Consider the following 18783-nt stretch of genomic DNA (forward strand, 5'->3'; position numbering starts at 1 on the left):
CCATGCTCGACGCTCTCCAGCGCCCCTGCCCCCTCTGCGGCAATACCGAGCCAGAGGTGCTGGCGCAGCTCTCCCTGCCCCAACCCAGCCACTCGCCGCTCCCATCCGGCTACCGGCTGGTGGCCTGCGCGGCCTGTGACTTCGCCTACGCCGACACCCCCGCCAGCCAGGCCGAATACGACCGCTACTACCAGCAGCTCGCCAAGTACGGCGGCCCCACCGGCACCGGCGCCGGCCACGACGCCGCCGACATGCGGCGCCTCGAACAGCTCGCCGACCGCCTGGAAGCCGAACTACCGGGCAAGGACGCGGCGATCCTCGACATCGGCTGCGGTGCCGGCGGTTTGCTGCAGGTGCTCACGGCCCGGGGCTACACCCAGGCCGAGGGCCTGGACCCGGACCCGGCCGCCGTGGCCGCCGCCCGCGCCCATGGCCTCGCCGTCCGGGCCGGGCTGGCCAGCGAATCGCCGGCCCTGTACGCCGGTATCCGCTTCGACCTGATCGTGCTGTCCCACGTGGCCGAACACCTGCGCGACCTGGACTGGCTGCCCCGGCTGGCCGGCCTGCTCGCCCCAGCCGGCCGCCTCTACATCGAAGTGCCCGACCCCCGCGGCTACCGCTGCGACCCGCGCCCGCCCTACTACTACTTCGACAGCGAGCACATCAACCATTTCAGCCCACGGGCGCTGGCCCGGCTCTTTGCCACCGCCGGCCTCGCCCCCGAAGCCTTTCCCGACTGCACCCTGAGCCTCTCCGACGGCTCGACCTACCCGGCCTTCGCCGGCATTGCCCGAGCCGAGGCCGCGCCCCTCCCGGCCCCTGCCCCGGCGGTGCTCCCGCAACTGCGCAGCTACCTGGAGGCCAGCGCCGAACGTGCCCGCCAGGCCATCCTGATCCAGCCGCCCCTGGACGGGGACGCACCCCTGCTGGTGTGGGGCGCCGGCTCGTGGGCGCAACGCCTCCTCGGCCAGGACGCCATTCCCCTGGCCCGGGTGCTCGCCTTTCTGGATGGGGCGCCGAACAAGCAGGGCCAGACTTTCGCCGGCAAGCCCGTAGTAGCCCCGGCCGATGGACTATGTCGTCACCCGAAGGCACAAGTTCTGGTCTGCGTCGCCGTAAACCCCCATCAGATCGAGGCAGAAATACAGCGCATCGAACCCGGGCACCCACGCAGCCTGCACTTCATCACCGAGCCGACATGAAACTCTCCGAACGCATCGCCGACTGGCTGGCCGATCACGGCATCGACCAGGTGTTCACTGTCACCGGCGGCGGCGCCATGTACCTCAACCAGGCCCTGGCCAGCCACCCCCGCCTCAAGTGCACCTTCATGCACCACGAACAGGCCTGCGCCATGGCCGCCGAGGGCTACGCCCGGGTCGCCGGCAAGCCGGCGGTGGTGATGGTGACCACCGGCCCCGGCGGCATCAACGCCCTCAACGGCGTGTTCGGCGCCTACACCGACTCGATCCCCATGCTCGTCATCGGCGGGCAGGTCAAGCGTGCCACCTGCCTCGACTACACCCCCGTGCCGGGCCTGCGCCAGCTCGGCGACCAGGAAGGCCCGGTGCTCGCCATGGCCCGCCCGGTCACCAAACTGGCCGAAAGCGTGGGCAGCCCCGAAGCCCTGGCCGAACTCCTGCCCCGGGCCCTGGCCACCGCCATCGGCGGGCGCCCCGGCCCGGTATGGCTCGATATCCCCCTCGATGTGCAGTCGGCCGAATGCCCGCCCCTGCCGGCCTTCAACGCCCCGGCCCCCCAGGCCCCCGCCGGGCTGGCCGACGCCTGCCGGCAGATTGCCGCGAAGCTGCGCGACGCCCACCGCCCCCTGATCATCGCCGGCACGGGCGTGCGTCTGGCTGGCGCCGGCGAAGCCCTGCTGGCCTTCGCCGAAGCCCACGGCATCCCCGTGGCCACGGCCTGGACCCACGATCTCATCGCCAGCGACCACCCCCTGTTCGCCGGCCGCCCCGGCACCATCGGCACCCGCGCCGGCAACTTCTGCGCCCAGAACGCCGACTGCGTGATCGTCATCGGCTCGCGCCTCAACATCCGCCAGGTGAGCTACAACTGGGACAGCTTCGCCAAGGACGCCTTCATCGCCCAGATCGACGTGGACCCGGCCGAACTGGCCAAGCCCTTCGTGCAGCCCCACCTGCGCCTGGCCTGCGATGCGCGCCTATTCATCGACGCCCTCGCCACCGCGTGCACCGGCGGCCTGCCGGATGTCCGCCCCTGGGCGGCCTGGTGCCGCGACATCCGCGCCCGCTACCCGGTGGGCGGCGCCCCCACCGACAGCCCCCAGCTCCACCCCTACGCCCTGGTGGAGCGCATCTTCGAGCAGCTGCGCGACGACGACATCGTGGTCTGCGGCAACGCCTCGGCCTGCATCCTGCCCTTCCAGGTGGGCCGCCTGAAAGCCGGCCAGCGCATGTTCAGCAACTCGGGCTCGGCCTCCATGGGCTACGACCTGCCCGCCGCCATCGGCGCCGCGCGGGCCGCCGGCAGCCGCCGGGTGGTGTGCTTCGCCGGTGACGGCAGCCTGCAGATGAACATCCAGGAGCTGCAGACCCTCAAGACCCTGGGCCTCGACGTACTGATCGTACTGATCGACAACGGCGGCTACCTGTCCATCCGCCAGACCCACGAGAACTTCTTCGGCCGCATCGTCGGCGCCACCCCGGCCTCCGGTGTCGAGTTTCCGAATTTCGCCCGGGTCGCCGCCGCCTACGGCCTGGATGCCGTCAGTGTCGCCACTCCGGCGGACCTGCCTGCCCTCGACGCCGCCCTGGCCCGCCGCGGCCCAACCCTCGTCGCGGCCCGGGTGGACCCGGCCCCCGGCTTCGAACCCCGCATCAAGTCCCGCGCCCTGCCCGAGGGGGGCTTTGCCACCCCCGAGCTGGACGACATGTTCCCCTTCCTGCCCCCGACCGAGCTCGCCGCGGTGCGTGCCGAGGCGCGCAGCCTCCGCGCCTGGACGGGTGGAGCCGGCGCGTGAGTACCGCGGGCTTTCCGTCCCTGAGCTTCGAGGACGCCGGCGGCGCCCTGGCGGAAGCACGCCGGGATGGGGTGCTGATCTTCGGCTGCGGCAGCTTCGCCCGGGACCTCCATGCCGCCCTCGTCGGCCTGGGCATCACCGTGCGGGGCTTCGTCGTGTCCCGGGGCGAGGCATCCCGGTTTGCCGACTGCCCGGTGGCCCCCCTCATGGCCCTCCCCGGCGGCTGGACTTCCCTGCCCCTGTGGGTCGGCGTATTCAATCGGGAACCCGCCGCCGATCACGCGGCCCTGGCTTCTGCCTGCGAAGCCGCAGGCTTCTCCAGTGTCCTGCTGCCCCAGCAGTACTTCGAAGCCCTCGGCGGCAACATGGGCTGGCGTTACTGGCTGGACGAACGGCAGGGTTACGCTGCCCACGCGTCCGAACTTCACACCAGCTTCACCCAGCTTGAGGATGAACCCAGCCGCGCCTTCCTCGCCGCCATCCTGCGTTATCGGCTGGGACAGACCCGGGGCATCCCCACCGCCCCCGTCTCCGGCCCCCAGTACTTCCCCGATTTTCTTACCGGCCTCGCCCACCCCCCGCTGGGCTTCGTGGATGCGGGCGCCTACAACGGCGACACCCTGGCCGAGGCGCAGCGTTACCTGCCCTTGCGCGAAGCCTGGGCCTTCGAGCCCGACCCGGCCAACTTCCCGCTCCTCGCCGAGCGGGCCCGGGGCCTCGGCGTACCGACCACCTGTCTGCCCTGCGGCGTGTCCTCGGTGAATGCCAGCCTGGCGTTTTCCGGCGGTCACGGCGAAGCCAGCACCCTGGGCGGAGAGGGCAACAGCCACATCCAGGTGCTGCGCCTGGACGATTGCCTGCCCAACGCCCAGGTGGGCTACCTGAAGCTTGACGTGGAGGGGCATGAGATGGAGGCCCTGGCAGGTGCCGAAGCCCTCATCCGTCGCAACCGCCCCGTCCTCGCCATCGCCGGCTATCACCGCCGTGACGACCTGTGGCGCATCCCCGCCTGGATCTCCAGCCTCGATCTCGACTACCGGCTGCGTTTCCGGATCCACGCCCACAACTCCTTCGACGCGGTCTTTTACGCTTACTGAGGTCCCACATCATGAGCAACGCCATCTTCGAAAACCTGTTCATCCTCGAACTCGCCAACAACCATTGGGGGCGCCTCGAGCGCGGGCTGCGCATCGTCAACGACTTTGCGCAGGTGGTGCGCTTCAACAACGTGCGAGCAGCCATCAAGCTGCAGTTTCGCGAGGTGGACCACTTCATCCACAAGGACTTCCGGGGACGCGAAGACATTCGCTACGTCAAGAAGACCGAGGCCACCCGGCTCAGCAAGGCCGAGTACCGCACCCTGGTGAAGGCCATCAAGGAACGCAACTGCATCCCGATGGCCACCGCCTTCGACGAGGCCTCCGTGGACCTCTGCGAAGAGCTCGACCTGCCCATCATCAAGATCGCCAGCTCCGACATCAACGACTGGTTCCTGATCGAGCGCATCGCCGAGACCCGCAAGCCGGTCATCGTGTCCACCGGCGGCTCGACCCAGAAGGACATCGACGACATGGTGACCTTCTTCGCCAACCGCAACATTCCCCTGGCGGTGAACCACTGCGTCTCCATCTACCCGAGCGAGGATGACGAGCTGGAGCTCAACCAGATCGACTTCCTGCGCCAGCGCTATCCGAAGAACGTCATCGGCCTGTCCACCCACGAGTATCACGACTGGACTTCGTCGATGCTGCTTTCGTATGCCAAGGGCGCCCGCACCTGGGAACGCCACATCGATGTGGAGGAGGACGGCATCCCCGTGTCGCCCTACTGCTCCCTGCCCCACCAGATCGACCAATGGTTCAAGGCCTTCCACAAGGCGGTGGAGATGTGCGGCGGCACCGGCTCCGCCAAGCGCGTGCCCAAGAAGAAGGAAACCGAATACCTGGACGGGCTGGTCCGTGGTGTTTACGCCAAGCGCGACCTCCCCGCCGGCTACGAGCTGCACCACCAGAACCTGGAGGACGACTTCTACCTGGCCATCCCCCTGCAGAAGGGCCAGCTGTCCTGCCGCGAAACCATGAACGGCCTCAAGCTGACCCGCCCCGTCAGCAAGGACTCGCCCCTGGAGATCGACGACGTGGACAGCCCGTATTCCCAGAACGAATCCCTGCGCAAGCTCATCTACAGCCGCGGCCTGTAAGCCTTCGCAGCCCTGACGCCATGTCGCGCCCCCTGCTCCCGTCCCCCGCCTGCCCGGCCGTCCACGGCCGGCTCGGGGCCCTGCTGGATCACCTGGACACCCGCCCCCTCCACGGGCAGCGGATCTTCGTAACAGGGGGAACAGGGTTTTTCGGCTACTGGCTGCTAAGCCTGTTCGACCTGCTGCACCGCCAGGGCGTGGCACTGAAAGTCTGCGTGCTGTCCCGCCAGCCCGCCCGCTTCCTGGCTCGCGCCCCCTTCTTCGCCGACACCCCCTGGCTGGAGTGGCAGCAGGGCGACGTCAAGGATTTCGGCGCCCTCCCCCCCACCGATCTGCTGATCCACGCCGCCACCGACACCGACGCCGCCGCCCATCGCCACCCGCTGGCGATCATGGACGACATCCTCCTCGGCACCCGCCACACCCTCGGGCAGGCCCGGGAATCCGGCGTGCGCCGCGCCCTCTACGTGAGCTCCGGCGCCGTGTATGGTCGGCAGCCCGCCGACGTGGAGCGCATTCCCGAAGACGCAGCCTTTGCCTGCGACGCCCTGCATCCGGGCAGCGCCTACGGCGAGGCCAAGCGCGCCGCCGAGCAGTGGTGCCTGCAGTACGGCCTGCAGCATGGCATCGACATCCCCGTGGCCCGCTGCTTCGCGTTTGTCGGTGCCACCCTGCCCCTCGACGGCCACTTCGCCATCGGCAACTTCATCCGCGACGCCCTCACCGGGCAGGACATCCATGTCGGCGGCGACGGCAGCCCCCTGCGCAGCTACCTGTATGGCGCCGACCTGGCCATCTGGCTGCTGACCCTGCTGCTGCAGGGGCAGCATGGCCGGGCCTACAACGTCGGCGCCGATCAGGCTGTCTCGATCGCCGAACTCGCCAGCCGCGTGCGCGACACCCTGGCCCCCGATGCCGCCGTCCACATTGCCTGCGGCAGGGACGACAAGGCCGAACGCAACCGCTACGTCCCCACCATAGCCCGGGCCCGCCAGGAGCTGGCCCTGGACGCCTGGACGCCGCTGGAGCAGGCCATCCGCTTCACCGCCGACTGCGCCCCCTCCGAACCGCAAACCCGAACCGCCACCCCGAGCCGTCGATGACCGCCATGCGCCACCTCTTCTCTGCCCCCCGCCGCCCGTACTACATCGACGCCCCGGCCTACCGGCGCACCTCGGCCGGCATCCGGGTCCTCCACCTCCTGTGCCACGCCCTCAACGGCATCGGCGAAGAGGCCTACGTCTACCCCACCGAGACCAGCCCGACCCTCAACACCCCGCTGGTCACGCCGGAGATCATCGAACGCCACAAGACCGCCGGCCGCGAACCCATCGTCGTCTACCCCGAAGTCGTGCCGGGCAACCCGCGCAAGGCCGCCTCGGTGGTGCGCTACGTACTCAACAAGGCCGGGCTGCTGGGCGGCGACGCGGTGCATGCGGACACCGAGCTCATCTTCGGCTTCGGTCTCAATGCGCTGCCGGACGGAGCCGACCCACAGAACATCCTGTTCCTGCCGCCCATCGATACCGCCATCTTCAACAACCGGGACAACCCCTACGACCACCAACGCAGCGGCGCCCTGCTCTACCCGGGCCGCCATCAGGCCGCCCTGTCCCAGTACCCCCAACTGGCCGCCGACGCCACCCTGATCACCTACAGCTGGCCCGAAAGCCACGAGGCCCTGGCCGAACTGCTGCGCCGCAGTGACGTGGTGTATTGCTTCGAGTCCACCGCCATCGCCGCCGAGGCGGCCCTGTGCGGCTGCCCGGCCGTGATCCTCCCGTCGCCCTTCTTCAATGGTGTCGCCCTGAGCGAGGCCGAGATCGGACGCAACGGGATCGCCCTGAACAACTCGCAGGAAGAAGTCGCCTTTGCCCGCAGCAGCGTCGGAAAGATGTGGGACGCCTACCAGGCGGCCGAGACACGCTTCTGGACGCAGCTCGATCATTTTGTCGCTACCACCCAGGCCATGCCGGTCAGCGACGTTTCCGCCCAGCCCGCCGAAGACCCCGCAGCCGCCGAAGCCCGCCAGACCTACGCAATGTGGCGCAAGCGCCAGAGCCTGCAGGAGATCGACGCCCAGCTCCTCGCCGAACGCATGGTCCTCAAATGGACCCGGCGCCCCGGCCTGCACCTGCTGCTGGCGCTGCACCCGGGTGAGGAGAGCCTCCTCGCCGACACCCTCGACAGCCTGGCCGCCCAGCTCTACCCCGAATGGATGCTGACGGTGGTCACGGTGCTGCCCACACCGGACGGACTGGGCGACATCCCCAACCTGCAGTGGCTCCCCCTGCGCGACGCCACCCACATCGACTACGTCATCGACGAGATGGCCGCCGCGTCGCCCGGCACCTGGCTGGCCCGCATCGAGCCGGGCCTGACCCTCGAGCCCCACGCCCTGCAGGTCATCGCCGACTACATCAACCATCGCCCCGAGTGGCGCCTCATCTACTGCGACGAGGACACCCGTGACAGCGACGGCGCTTACAACCAGCCCCTGTTCAAGCCCGACCTCAATCTCGACCTGCTGCGCGCCCAGGCCTACTTTGGCAGCCTGGTGTTCGTGGACAAGCAGAGCTTCCTGGCCGCCGGCCGCTACGGCCAGCATGGCGGCGCCGAGAACTACGATCTCGCCCTGCGCACCCTCGACCACGCCGGCGAGGCCGCCATCGGCCACATCAGCCAGATGCTCGTCCATCTGCCCCGCCAGTCCCGCCGTGCCATGCAGCCCGAGGCCGAGCGGGCGGCCCTGGCCGACCACCTGGGGCGGCGCGGCCTCGACGCCCTCATCCACGATGGCGCCCTGTTCGGCACCCGCCGCGTCGAATATCGCTGGAGCGAGGCGCCGCGGGTCAGCATCGTCATCCAGACCCGCGACCGGGAGGAGTACCTGCGCCCCCTGCTCGAGAGCATCGCCACCCGCACCCGCTACCCCAATTACGAGGTGGTGGTGGTGGACAACGACAGCACCGATCCGGACGCCCTCCAGTTCCTGGCCCAGTTCCCCAGCACCGAACCCTGGATCGGCCGTGCCCAGGTCGTCCCCTGCCCCGGCACCTTCAGCTACGCCCTGGGAGCCAACACCGGGGCCGCCGCCGCCCGGGGCGACTACCTGCTCTTCCTCGACAACGACACCCATGTGGTGCAGGACGAATGGCTGGACCGCATGATGTCCCTGGCCTGCCGACCCGACGTGGGCATCGTCGGGCCGCGACTGACCTACCCGGAAACCGCCAAGGTTCAGCAGGCGGGCTGGATCCTCGGCCTGCGCGGCACCGCTGCCAGCGTGTGGAACAACGACGCGGAGATCACCGACCCCGGCTACATGGGCCGCGCCCTGTGCGACCAGAACGTCAGCGCCGTGTGCGGCTCGGCCCTGCTGGTGCGGCGCAGCCTGTTCAAGCAGCTGGGCGGCATGGACGTCGCGCGCTTCCCCCTCGTCCACAGCGCCCTGGACCTGTGCCTGCGCACCGCCGACAGCGGGCTCAAGGTGGTGTGGACGCCCTATTCCATGCTGGTGCACTACGACGCCATCTCCCTCAAGGCCCGCCAGCGCAAGCCCGAAGGCGCCCTGGCCGACCTGCTCGCCGCCCTCGACGCCAACGACCGGCTGCTCCAGCGCTGGCTGCCACGCCTGGCCAACGACCCGGCCTACAATCGCAACCTGAGCCTCGCCGACGCGTTCACGCCGGAACACGTCACCCCCATCGACTGGGACACCCACTTCCACGACCGGCCGCGCATCCTCGGTGTGCCCCTCACCGGCGGCGCCGGCGAGTACCGCCTGCGCGCCCCCCTGCGCGCCATCGGCCAGGCCGGCCTCGCCCAGACCATGATCTGCGAGCCACCCAAGGCCTTCTCGGTGCGCATCCTGTCGCCCATCGAACTGGCCCGCGCCGCGCCCGATTCGATCATCCTGCACCAGCCCCTCGACGACCCGCAGACCGACGCCCTCGAGGCCTATGCCCGCTACACACCCCAGGTGAAGCGCATCATCACCATCGATGACCTCGTCACCGCCCTGCCCAAGAAGAACTCCTTCTACAAGTCCGGCTTCAAGGACGCCCGGCCGCGCCTGCGCCGCACACTGGGCATGGCCGACCGGCTGGTGGTCAGCACCCGCCCCCTGGCCGACATCTGCGCCGACATGATCGACGACATCCGGATCATGCCCAACTGCCTGGAGAGCAGCCTGTGGGGCGACGTGGTACCGCCACGCCTGCCGCGCAAGAAGCCGCGGGTCGGCTGGGCCGGCGCCCAGCAGCACCTGGGCGACCTGGAACTCATCTACACCGTGGTCGAAGCCCTGGCCGACGAAGTGGACTGGATCTTCATGGGCATGTGCCCGGAACCCCTGAAGCCTTTCGTGCGGGAATCCCACGGCTTCGTGCAGGATTTCCGCCAGTATCCCCAGGCCCTGGCGCGGCTCGACCTGGACCTGGCCATCGCCCCGCTGGAGATCCACACCTTCAACGAGTGCAAGAGCAACCTGCGTCTGCTCGAATACGGCGCCATGGGCTGGCCGGTGATCTGCACCGACATCTATCCCTACCAGAACGCCCCGGTCACCCGCCTGCCCAACGACCCGCAGAAGTGGATTTCCACGATCCGCGAGCAACTCGCCGAGCCCGATGCCCTGCGCGAAGCGGGTCTCATCCTGCAACGCTGGGTCGCCGACGGCTTCATCCTCGAAAACCACGCCGCCAGCTGGTTCGCCGCCTACGGGCCATGAAGGCCGTCGCGCTCCAGCCTGAAAGCATGTCGGAAACCGGCCGCGCTGTACGGCCGTGTTACGTTTTTTTGGCTAAAGCTTTGTTTTTTGGGGCCGCTATCAAAGGCCAAGCGGTAATCCGTTGAGATTTTCCGAAAAACAAAAAAATGAAAAAAGTCAACAATTTTCTAAAGTCCGTCCGGCGCCTCCCGTTAATGATTTCAACGGCGGTTGCCTTACACACACCGGGCAAGGCGAACCAAAGTTAAGCCTAAACGCTTATCTTGAACGGACTTAAGGAGAACCAAAATGGCTGCCACTATCAACACCAATCCGATGTCGCTCAATGCGCAACGGAACCTTTCCACCTCCCAGGCCAGCCTGGCGACTTCCGTGCAACGCCTGTCTTCCGGCCTTCGCGTCAATAGCGCCAAGGACGACGCGGCAGGCCTGGCAATTGCCGACCGCATGAACTCGCAGGCCAAGGGCTTCGACGTGGCGATCCGCAACGCCAACGACGGTATCTCCATGGCGCAGACCGCTGAAAGCGCAATGCAGGCCGTGACCGACAACCTCCAGCGGATGCGCGAGCTGGCCGTGCAGTCCGCCAACGGCACCTACACCTCCGGCGACCAGGCCAACCTCGACACCGAGTTCCAGCAACTGCAACAGGAAATCCAGCGCGTCGTCGGCGGCACCACCTTCAACGGCCAGAACGTGCTCAACCTGTCCTCCGCCGTGACCTTCCAGGTCGGCGCGGGCACTGCAACCACCGACACCATCAGCGTTCAGGGCAGCGCAGTGTCCCTGTCCGGTGTGTCGGCCGCCGTGACCGGCAGCGTGTCCAGCGTCGGAGCCTCGACCGCAGCGATTGCGAACATTGATGCGCAGCTGACCAACCTGAACACCGCCCGTGCCACTTGGGGTGCCGTCCAGAACCGCTTCAGCTCCGTCGTGCAGACCCTGCAGGTTGCATCCGAAAACGCCAACGCCTCTCGCGGCCGCATCATGGATGCCGACTTCGCGAAGGAAACCGCCAACATGACCCGCGGCCAGATCCTGCAACAGGCCGGCACCGCGATGGTCGCCCAGGCCAACAGCATGCCCAACAACGTGCTGTCCCTGCTGAGATAAACTGCCGCACGGCGAACGTGACAGGCGCCGCCGCCGGATCGTCGGCGCGACGCCTGTCGCAATAGTGGGAGATCATCATGAGCATCCAGTCCGTCGGCGCGAGCAGCACGCAGTACGCGCCTCCCGTGCAAAGCCCTGGGCAAAACCTGGGCACAGGAACCGTACGTACGGTGGAGGCCACTCCCGAAGCAAGCCGCATCCAGGAAGCGAACGCCTCCAAGAGCACGCCCGGAACACCACCGACAAGCGAGCAACTGAACCAGGCCGTCAAGCAGATTCAGGATGTAATCAAGCAGACCGCCAACAGCCTTCAGTTCTCCATCGACGAAGACATCGGTGTCACCGTCGTGAAGGTCATCGATACCGAATCCAAGAAAGTCATTCGGCAGATTCCATCGGAAGAAGTCATGGATATCGCCAAAGCCCTCGACAAGCTGCAGGGTCTGCTCGTCAAGCAGAAGGTCTGACCCCGTTTCCGTAGCCAGCCCCTCCCCTGGCAACACTTATCCCACCCTGGCGGTGGGATTTTCTTTTCCCGAACGAAACGTACGCTTACGACGATTACCGCAAGAAACTGCCAATACGAGGCAATGCCAATGCAACCTTCGTAGCCTGGCACAGTCCATGCTGTACGAGTGCAGGATCGGCAAAACACTCAAGTTTGTGCAGGTGGCGCCGTAATCGAAACCAGTAGTGACGAAGCAACACGGGGGTACATCATGGCAAGCCTTTCTTCAGCCGGCATTGGTTCGGGTCTTCAGGTCGAGTCGATCATCAGCGGCCTGATGTCCATTGAAAAACAACCCCTTACCAAACTCCAGAGCCAGCAGACCAGCTTCCAGTCGAAGATTTCCGCCCTCGGCACCCTGAAGAGCGGCATCTCTGCCCTGCAGACGGCGGCCAAGGCCCTCACACCGGCAATCGGCCAGAGCGCGACGGCAGCTTTTTCCGCTTACAAGGCAAGCCTTGCCGATTCCACCATCGGCACCGTCACTGCCGGCAACACCGCCGTTGCCGGAACCTACTCCGTCGAAGTCACCGCCCTCGCCACCAACCAACGCCTGGCCCTGGGAAAAACCTACTCGGCGGGCGACCCGGTGATTGATTTCGGCGCGGACAGCACCCGTACCCTGACCGTCACCAAGGGCGGCACGCCAGTCAACATCACCCTGGAAAGCGGCCAGAACACCCTTGCCGGTGTCCGCGACGCCATCAACAAAGCGGAAGCCGGCGTCAACGCGACCATCGTGACCGACACCAACGGCAAGCAGAACCTTCTGCTCACCGCGACCACCGGCGGCACGGCCGCGGCCGTCAGCCTGTCGGGCACCGCCACCTTCATCGACCCCGACGCACCCGGCAGCCCCATTGCGGCCTCGAGCGCCTTCACCCAGACCCAGGCCGCCACCGATGCGGCGGTGAAGATCCAGGGTGTTTCGATCGCCACCAAGGGCAACACGATCACCGATGCGGTGGACGGGATCACCCTGCAACTAACCAAGACCGGCTCGACCAGCCTGACCGTCACCCGTGACAACTCCGAACTGAAAACCAAGGTCGAGAGCTTCATCAGTGCCTACAACAGCCTGAACGCATCGGTGAAAAGCCTCGGCGCCTACAACGCCAGCACCAAGACGGGTGCCGTGCTAAACGGCGACGCCTCCCTGCGTACCATCCAGTCCCAGGTCCGGGGCGCGATCACAAACCCGCCGGCCAGCCTGTCCACCAACGCAGTGAAGACCTTGGCCGACATGGGCGTGTCCTTCCAGAGCGATGGCACGCTGAAGCTTGATTCGACCAAGTTCGACAAGGCCGCCAGCACCAATTTCTCGGCAGTGGCCACGGCACTCGGTGCCTACGGCGACGCGATGAAGACCACCACCACCAACCTGCTCAGCACGAGCGGGGTCATCACCAGTCGCACCGACGGACTCAACGCCAGCGTCAAGAACCTCGACAAGCGGATCGACGCCCTGAACAACCGCCTGACGATGATCGAAAAAACATATCGGGCTCAGTTCACCGCCCTGGACAAGACCATGACGAGCATGAACTCAACCAGCAGCTACCTGACCCAGCAGTTGTCCATCCTCGCCAGCATGTAACCCCGACCGGAGAACAAGATGTCGTTTGGCCTAGCAGCCCGTCGTGCCGCCTCAGTCTATGCCGAAATCGGTGTGGAAAGCGGCGTCTCCACCGCGGACCCCCACAAGCTCATCCTGATGCTCTTCGAAGGCGCCCTGCTGCAGATCGGCACCGCGGCAATCGCCATGGACAGCAAGGACATCCCGACCAAGGGCACCGCCACTTCCAAGGCCATCGAAATCATCACCAACGGACTCAAGGTCAGCCTCGACTATGAAGCCGGAGGCGAACTGGCCGAGCGCCTTGGCGCCCTCTACGACTACATGACGCAGCGCCTCCTTTACGCGAACCTGCACAACAGCCGGCCCGCCCTGGATGAGGTGGCCCGACTGCTCAACGAACTGAAAGGCGCCTGGGAAGAAATCGGCACATACGACCAGGCCAACCGCTAAGACCGCCGGAGAAAATTGCATGAGTTCCCTAGCCCTTCTGCAACAGATGAGCGCCTACTCCACCGAAATGGTGGATGCGGCACGGGCCAACGACTGGGATCGGCTGAGCCGCCTCGAACGCCAGGTCGCCTCCCTGCGCGATCGCCTGGGCGTGGAGGAAGCCCTGGGCTTCCCGGGCCGTCCGCGGCAGATGTCGGAAGACGAGCGCAAGAAGAAAGTTGCGCTTATCCGGCGCATCCTCGACGACGACAAGGAAGTCCGCGTGCACACCGAGCCGTGGATGGACAACGTACGCCAGTTGCTCTCGGGCGGCGTGCGCCAGCGCAACGTGCGCGCGGCCTACGGCGACCCCGAGATCGGCTGAGTGCCGCCCCGGGCGGGCAATCCATGATTCCGGGGGATCTCGCCGCCCGCCTGCGGATGCTCACCGAAGCCAGCTTTTTTTCGGGTGAGCAGAACGTCACCCCCTTGGCGCGCACCCGGGCCATTCCCGCCGACCTGCCTACCTTCACCCCCGGCGAACGCATCACCGCCACGCTGCAGAACATCAACAAGGACCAGACCTTCCAGGGCCGGGTCAATGGTCGCGACGTGGTGCTGTCCCTGCCCCAGTCGGTCAAGGCGGGTGACACCCTCGAGCTGATCGTCAGCGAGGTCACCCCCCGGGCCGTCTTTGCCAGTCTGGCCAATCCCGCCCCGCTGCCTTCCGACAGGCCCGCCCTCAGCCAGACCGGCAAGCTGATCAGCTTTCTGCTCACCGGCCAGCCCTCTGCCGGCACCGCCCGCCTCAATGGCGGCGAAGCCCTTGCCCCGGCCGCCCCCCAAGGCGCCGCCGCCACCGCCCAGCTGGCCGCCCGGCTGGGCACGGCAGTGAGTGAAAGCGGGCTTTTCTACGAATCCCACCAGACCCGCTGGCTCGCCGGGCAGATGAGCACCGCAGCATTGCAGAAGGAGCCCCAGGGCCAGATGGCCGTCCGCCACGAGGCCAGCGCAGGCCCCGCCATCGGCACGGCGGGTGGCGCTGACGACGTCGGCAGCACGAGCACGACGACGCTGGCCGCCGCCACATCCCGGGCCGCTGACGCAACGCCGGTCGCCGAACGCCTGCTGCCCCTGGTCCACCAGCAGCTCGACACCCTGGCCACCCACCAGGTGGTCTGGCAGGGGCAGGTCTGGCCCGGGCAGCAGATGGAATGGGAAATCGAAGACCCGGGCGGCCGTGAGAACGGCGACGACACCGGCGACCCCGAGCCCTACTGGAACACCACCCTGCGCCTGACTCTGCCCGGCCTGGGTGGCATCGAGGCACGCCTGCACCTCACTCCGGCCGGCGTCGCAGTGCGGCTGATCGCCGGTGATACCCGCAGCCGCGACATCCTCAGCGCAGGTCAGCCCCGCCTGGCCGAGGCCCTCGAGGCGGCCAACGTACCGCTCACCGGAATGGTGGCCGAACTGGCGGTGCCCGATGAACAGCCCTGAGCGCCCCGCCGAACCCCGGGCCGAAGCCGTTGCCCTGGCCTACAACGCGGGCAACGCAGCCCCGACGGTGGTCGCCAAGGGCCGCGGCCTGATCGCTGCCGAAATCATCTCCCGGGCCCGGGAGGCCGGCGTCTATGTGCACGAGTCACCGGAGCTGGTGGCCCTGCTGATGCAGGTCGACCTGGATGCCCGCATCCCGCCCGAGCTTTATGTCGCCGTGGCCGAGCTGCTGGCCTGGCTTTACAGCCTGGAGCAGGGCACGCAGACGGGGATACCCGTAAAAATGGCCCCGAAATTTCCGGGGCCATCATCAGGCAAGGGAGAGGCGTCGAATCAGGACGCCGGGGGCACGTAGCCACCGATCTGGTCGGCTCCGCCACCAAAGAAGTAGCGATCCATCTGCTCGGCCAGATACTTGCGAGCCCGGGCGTCCATCAGGTTGAGGCGGTTCTCGTTGATCAGCATGGTCTGGTGCTTGACCCACTGCTGCCAGCCTTCCTTCGAAACGTTCTCGAAGACCTTCTTTCCGAGCTCGCCGGGAAGGGGCGGGAAATCCAGACCTTCGGCCTCACGACCGAGCTTCACACAATTCACCATCCGTGCCATTTTTCACCTCTAGAGTTGGGAACCCCGCACCGCCTTGGGCCTGCAGCCTCAAGGCAGCCCGGGACACGACCGGATTCTAGCCTGCCGGAGAGGTACGATCCAGCCGCCCGGCCGCGGACTCACGGGCAAACTCCCAGCAATTTCCGCCCAGGGCCTTGGCGACGTACATGGCCCGGTCAGCCGCACCGATCAGGCGTTCGCCGTCATTCTCATGGCGTGGGCCCAGGGCAATGCCGATACTCGCCGTCACCGCCACCGACTCCCCGGCGAAGGCAAAACGCAGGCTGCCGATGCACACGCACACCCGGCGCGCCAGCTCGGAGAGCTCCTGGGCCGAAGCCGTCGGCACCAGGATGGCGAATTCATCGCCGCCCATGCGGAAGAACATTTCGTTGCGCCGGACCACCGCGCCCACCGCACTGGCCAGGCCAACCAGCACCTCGTCGCCGGCCTGATGCCCGTACAGATCGTTGACCGGCTTGAAGCCATCCAGGTCGATGGCCAGCAAGCCCACCGACTCCCCATGACGGCGCCCGTCGGCCAGCATGCGCTCGAGCTCCTCATGAAAACGACGACGATTGAAGAGATTGGTCAGCGGGTCACGCTCCGCCAGGCGCATCAGCTGGGCGGCCACGCGGAGCTGTTCGGTCACGTCCTCGAACACCCAGATCCGCCCGATCTCGCCCACGTCGTCGGGCCCCGGCACCACCCGCGAGAACTCCCGCACCACCCGACCGTCCTTGAAATGGATCTCGAAGGGCTCGCTCGGCTCCTGCTGCTGCTGCACGTCGGCCACATGGCGCTGGTAAGCCTGGGGATCATCGATGAACTGGACGATGTGTTCCTGCAGCACCACATCGCGCACCCCGACAAAACCGTCCCCAGGAGGCAGGCCCCAGATGCCGTACAGCGCCCGGTTGCAATACACCACCCGACGGTCGGTATCCATGAACAGGATGCCCATCCGCACCACGTCGAGCAGCGCCGACAGGCGCGAGCGCTCCTCGTTGCTGCGGCGCAGGTAATGCTCGGACAGGGCCTGGGCCCGGCGCAGGGCCGCGACCGACTCCAGGAGTTTGTACTCGGCCTCCTTGCGGGCCTGCACATCGCTCATCGAGGCGCGCAGGCCGAGCAGGCTGCCGGCCTCGTTGCGGATCGGCTGCCAGCGGCACACCATCCACACCTGGATACCCGATTTGGTGGTGAGCCTCAGCTCCGACTCCGCTGCCACCCCGGTCTGCAGGACCTGCCGGACCTGGTCCCGGCAATACCGGCGGTCCTTGTCATAGACCAGCAGCTCGATGAAATCACCGGCCAGAACCTCATCCGGGGTGTAGCCGGTGCAGGTTTCAACGGCCCGATTGACCCAATACAGCTTTCCGGCTGGGTTGATCCATCCCTCGATGCCGCCACCGGATTCGGCCGCGAGCCGGAAATAGCGATTCTGGCTGTCGCCCCCGTCCGCCAATCCGCCGCCCAGCGACGCTGCCCTGCCCGGCGACATCGGCAAGCGCTCGCTCAGTCGGGCGATGCGCTGACGCAGGTGCAACACGTATCCACCGCCCGCCAGCCCGAGCATCACGGCGACGCCAGCCACCGCCGTCACCACCGGCGAGGCCATGCTTTCAGGCAGCGCCGCCAGCGCCGGGCCTGCCGGGAACAACAGCCCCGACGCGGCCAGCCGCAGGCGCACAGGAATGACTTTCGCTAGAGATTTCACAGTGTCTTCATGAAGACCTTTGAACGCCTGCTCACATCGTACATCTCCCGCTTCTGGCGCGGCAGATCCTCCGGCGGCGCCTCCCGGAAACCTCGCTCCCGGAACCAGTCGGCGGTGCGGGTGGTGAGCACGAACAGGCGCTCCACCCCCAGCGCCCGGGCCCGCCTTTCCATGCGCCTCAACAGCATCTCGCCCAGCCCGGCGCGGCGATGCTGGGGCACCACCGCCACACAGGCCATTTCCGCCGCCCGCTCGTCGATGAAGGGGTACAGGGCCGCGCAGCCCACCAGCACGCCGTCGTACTCGACCACGGTGAAGCGTTCGATCTCCTCCTCCAGGCGCTCCCGGCTGCGCCGCACCAGCGTGCCGTCGGCCTCCATCGGGGCGATCACGCTGCCCAGGGCGCCCACGTCCTCGATGGTCGCCTCACGCAGGCGGAACAGGGGGTCGCGGGTCAGCACGGTGCCCACGCCCTGGGGCGTGAAGAACTCCAGCAGCAGACCGCCGTCCTTGTCCCGGTCGATCAGGTGGGCACGCCCCACGCCCTGGCGCACCGCACGGATCGCACAGGGCAGGTAGAGGTCCAGATCTTCGGTCATCCCTTCACCAGCCTTCAGCTTGGCCTCGGCGTCGTCGGCGGTGATGGCCTCGATCAGGCCGCCTTTACTGTCGAGCAGCCCCGGCGCGTCGCACAGGTAGATGAGCTTCTCGGCCTTGAGGGCAATGGCCACGGCCTCGGCCACGGCTTCCATGCTCATGTTGAAGATCTCGCCGGCCGGCGACACCCCGAGGGGCGACATCAGCACCACATTCTGCTGATCCAGATCGGCGGCGATTTCTTCGGCAATCACCTTGCGCACGGTCCCGGTGAACCCGTAATCCACCCCATCCACCACCCCCACCGGCTTGGCGGTGATGAAATTGCCACCGGTCACCCGCATGAAGCTGCCGGCCATCGGCGTGTTGGGCAGGCCCTGGGAGAGCTGGGCTTCGACCTCGATGCGGGTCACCGCCATGGCCGCCTTGACGCACTCCAGCGCCGCGGCGTCCGTCACCCGCAGCCCCTTGTGATAGCGCGGCGTCAGCCCACGACGGGCCAGCTCGGCTTCGATCTGCGGACGCGCACCATGCACCAGCACCAGACGCACCCCCAGGGCGGCGAGCAGGTTGCAGTCGTAGGCCAGGGTCTGGGCCAGTTCACCGGCGGCCACCTCGCCACCGAACCCGAGCACGAAGGTCTTGCCGCGAAAGGCATGGATGTATGGAGCGGCCGCCCGCACCCAGGCGACAAAGCGCTGGGAGAGGTGGTCGGCCTGCCCGGGGGCTGGCGCAGTGGCAGAGGTCGTCACGCTGGTTTCCGGAATGGCCGAATCGGCAGAGGTCTGCATTTTAGGGTCA

At 67.3% G+C, this 18783-nt stretch carries 16 protein-coding genes; 13 read left to right on the top strand and 3 right to left on the bottom strand.

From position 1 onward, the window contains the following. The first annotated feature begins 2 nt into the window (after positions 1 to 2). The 13 genes from L6Q67_RS11670 (at position 3) to L6Q67_RS11730 (ending at position 15414) form a co-directional block, all read left to right on the top strand. Positions 3 to 1202 carry a class I SAM-dependent methyltransferase gene (locus L6Q67_RS11670; protein WP_296569455.1) on the top strand — a complete coding sequence of 400 codons (1200 nt, stop codon included), beginning with the start codon at positions 3 to 5 and terminating at the stop codon, positions 1200 to 1202. Next, positions 1199 to 2998, top strand: coding sequence for a thiamine pyrophosphate-binding protein (locus L6Q67_RS11675; RefSeq protein ID WP_296569457.1), 1800 nt, complete (start codon positions 1199 to 1201; stop codon positions 2996 to 2998). The genes L6Q67_RS11670 and L6Q67_RS11675 overlap by 4 nt, the downstream gene beginning before the upstream one ends. Beyond that, positions 2995 to 4095 carry an FkbM family methyltransferase gene (locus tag L6Q67_RS11680; protein WP_296569459.1) on the top strand — a complete coding sequence of 367 codons (1101 nt, stop codon included), beginning with the start codon at positions 2995 to 2997 and terminating at the stop codon, positions 4093 to 4095. Before L6Q67_RS11675 ends, L6Q67_RS11680 begins: the two co-directional genes overlap by 4 nt. Before the next feature lie 11 nt (positions 4096 to 4106). Further along, positions 4107 to 5198, top strand: coding sequence for an N-acetylneuraminate synthase family protein (locus L6Q67_RS11685; RefSeq protein WP_296569460.1), 1092 nt, complete (start codon positions 4107 to 4109; stop codon positions 5196 to 5198). Between the two features lie 20 nt (positions 5199 to 5218). Then, positions 5219 to 6301 carry an NAD(P)-dependent oxidoreductase gene (locus L6Q67_RS11690; protein ID WP_296569462.1) on the top strand — a complete coding sequence of 361 codons (1083 nt, stop codon included), beginning with the start codon at positions 5219 to 5221 and terminating at the stop codon, positions 6299 to 6301. Then, positions 6298 to 9930 (top strand): glycosyltransferase, encoded by a 3633-nt coding sequence (locus L6Q67_RS11695; protein WP_296569465.1) that lies wholly within the window; start codon positions 6298 to 6300, stop codon positions 9928 to 9930. Before L6Q67_RS11690 ends, L6Q67_RS11695 begins: the two co-directional genes overlap by 4 nt. A 288-nt stretch (positions 9931 to 10218) precedes the next feature. Next, on the top strand, positions 10219 to 11043 hold the full coding sequence (locus tag L6Q67_RS11700; protein WP_296569467.1) for a flagellin: 825 nt from the start codon (positions 10219 to 10221) through the stop codon (positions 11041 to 11043). A 77-nt stretch (positions 11044 to 11120) separates the two neighbouring features. Continuing rightward, positions 11121 to 11510 (top strand): flagellar protein FlaG, encoded by a 390-nt coding sequence (locus tag L6Q67_RS11705; protein WP_296569469.1) that lies wholly within the window; start codon positions 11121 to 11123, stop codon positions 11508 to 11510. A 252-nt stretch (positions 11511 to 11762) separates the two neighbouring features. Continuing rightward, a complete protein-coding gene (gene fliD / locus L6Q67_RS11710) occupies positions 11763 to 13148 on the top strand; it encodes a flagellar filament capping protein FliD (protein WP_296569471.1) in 1386 nt (461 codons plus the stop codon). Positions 13149 to 13166: 18 nt separating this feature from the next. Beyond that, the gene (gene fliS, locus L6Q67_RS11715) at positions 13167 to 13580 is read left to right on the top strand and encodes a flagellar export chaperone FliS (RefSeq protein ID WP_296569473.1); all 414 of its coding nucleotides are present in this window, start codon (positions 13167 to 13169) and stop codon (positions 13578 to 13580) included. A 19-nt stretch (positions 13581 to 13599) separates the two neighbouring features. After that, positions 13600 to 13944, top strand: coding sequence for a flagellar protein FliT (locus tag L6Q67_RS11720; protein WP_296569475.1), 345 nt, complete (start codon positions 13600 to 13602; stop codon positions 13942 to 13944). Between the two features lie 23 nt (positions 13945 to 13967). Next, the gene (locus L6Q67_RS11725) at positions 13968 to 15059 is read left to right on the top strand and encodes a flagellar hook-length control protein FliK (RefSeq protein ID WP_296569477.1); all 1092 of its coding nucleotides are present in this window, start codon (positions 13968 to 13970) and stop codon (positions 15057 to 15059) included. Further along, the gene (locus L6Q67_RS11730; protein ID WP_296569479.1) at positions 15046 to 15414 is read left to right on the top strand and encodes an EscU/YscU/HrcU family type III secretion system export apparatus switch protein; all 369 of its coding nucleotides are present in this window, start codon (positions 15046 to 15048) and stop codon (positions 15412 to 15414) included. The genes L6Q67_RS11725 and L6Q67_RS11730 overlap by 14 nt, the downstream gene beginning before the upstream one ends. Here the strand turns inward: L6Q67_RS11730 and L6Q67_RS11735 are convergent. The 3 genes from L6Q67_RS11735 to argA all read right to left on the bottom strand — a co-directional run bounded on the left by L6Q67_RS11735 (position 15393) and on the right by argA (position 18734). Then, the gene (locus tag L6Q67_RS11735; RefSeq protein ID WP_296569482.1) at positions 15393 to 15665 is read right to left on the bottom strand and encodes an oxidative damage protection protein; all 273 of its coding nucleotides are present in this window, start codon (positions 15663 to 15665) and stop codon (positions 15393 to 15395) included. The two genes, L6Q67_RS11730 and L6Q67_RS11735, sit on opposite strands and share 22 nt — an antisense overlap. A gap of 76 nt (positions 15666 to 15741) precedes the next feature. Beyond that, positions 15742 to 17385, bottom strand: a complete 1644-nt coding sequence (locus L6Q67_RS11740) for a GGDEF domain-containing protein (RefSeq protein ID WP_296569483.1) — start codon at positions 17383 to 17385, stop codon at positions 15742 to 15744. After that, complete coding sequence (gene argA / locus L6Q67_RS11745; protein ID WP_296569485.1) at positions 17382 to 18734, bottom strand: amino-acid N-acetyltransferase; 1353 nt, start codon at positions 18732 to 18734, stop codon at positions 17382 to 17384. The genes L6Q67_RS11740 and argA overlap by 4 nt, the downstream gene beginning before the upstream one ends. Positions 18735 to 18783 lie beyond the last annotated feature (49 nt).

The sequence above is a fragment of the Zoogloea sp. genome (genome assembly GCF_023150065.1).
In the GTDB taxonomy this organism is placed as follows: domain Bacteria; phylum Pseudomonadota; class Gammaproteobacteria; order Burkholderiales; family Rhodocyclaceae; genus Zoogloea.